The following is a 1,069-nucleotide window of genomic DNA, read 5'->3' as shown; positions in this document are numbered from 1 at the left end:
GAATCAGGGCGTGCATCAGCCAGACCAATATGTTTGGGTCTTCAAAACAGAATATGGCGACACCTCTACATCAAATTCAAATTTATTAGTTTCCATTTATCTAATTAATTCAGGAGGTAAGACAATATGACTGATACATATACTAAAAATTATACGAATACTTTTATGATTCACGGTCGTGAATACAAAGTGACTGCTCCTGCTAAATTCGATAGCGAGACAAATGAATTGCTCGATGATACAGTATTGGATGATCAAGCAGTCGAAATCGCCAATAACAAGTACCGGGCCGATATGGGCCTCGTGTCTCCTGAAGATATTAAAAAGTATCGTGCCAAGATTGGCCTGTCCCAAAGGGAATTGGCTAAATTTTTGGGCTGGAGTCCTAACACGATTGCTTTATACGAGACTGGTGCCTTCCCTTCAAAGGGAAACAACAGGTTGTTAAAAGCCTTGATGTCCGACGACCATGTGCTGACAGATTTTCTTGAGCAAGACGATCATGACTTATCCGCTGCTGCTATTAACAAAATAAGGGACTATTTAAGCATAGGAAAAGGCGATATTGCTAAAGAACTTTAAATGATTACAGCGATCCAGTTACACCCGGATTGATCAAAATTATGTAACAGTGATCAGCTCCTTGTTGGACAAGACAAAGCCTTATCAATAGATGCGGTTACCAAAAAATAAATGAATCATAGAACACTCAGCGAACACTCAGCCCATTGGTTTATTTTTTGTTGTCGGATTCTCTCTTGCCCTCTAAGCGAACAGCGCTCTGTAATCTTAAAACCGCTGCCAGAACATTTAAATACGAATCCTTAGTCCATTTGTCAGGAGAAGATTTGCCATGATCGATAGAATTACGATAAGTGCCATCAGGATCGTCATCAAATTTTGGATAGAGGAAGGTAGCGATATCCATAATCAATATAAAATTATTCAGTTGCATTTCTTCTATCCTTTGATTGAGGACCTCGAATTTTTGGGTACACGGAATTGGTTTTATTATGTTTTTGTGATTGAAATTGCCAATTTGAAATTCCGCAGTATCGACGAATAATTG

2 protein-coding genes are annotated in these 1,069 nt (G+C 38.7%); one reads left to right on the top strand and one right to left on the bottom strand.

Annotated features, from left to right (window positions below; genetic code table 11):
• Positions 1-126: 126 nt before the first annotated feature.
• The gene (locus KH893_RS11035) at positions 127-582 is read left to right on the top strand and encodes a helix-turn-helix domain-containing protein (protein ID WP_281166174.1); all 456 of its coding nucleotides are present in this window, start codon (positions 127-129) and stop codon (positions 580-582) included.
• Between the two features lie 151 nt (positions 583-733).
• On the opposite strand, the gene KH893_RS11030 is transcribed toward KH893_RS11035, so the two are convergent.
• Positions 734-1,069 (bottom strand): hypothetical protein (locus tag KH893_RS11030; protein WP_281166173.1); only part of this gene is annotated, 336 nt, incomplete at its 5' end.

It is taken from the genome of Liquorilactobacillus sicerae, from assembly GCF_029916425.1.
Classification (GTDB): Bacteria; Bacillota; Bacilli; order Lactobacillales; family Lactobacillaceae; genus Liquorilactobacillus; species Liquorilactobacillus sicerae.
The sequence above is the reverse complement of the archived record's forward strand: the minus strand, read 5'-3'. Positions and strand labels throughout refer to the sequence as shown.

Bases quoted from the DNA above. Each gene is read 5' to 3' on its own strand.
- KH893_RS11035 (WP_281166174.1), top strand. From the start codon at position 127: ATGACTGATACATATACTAAAAATTATACGAATACTTTTATGATTCAC.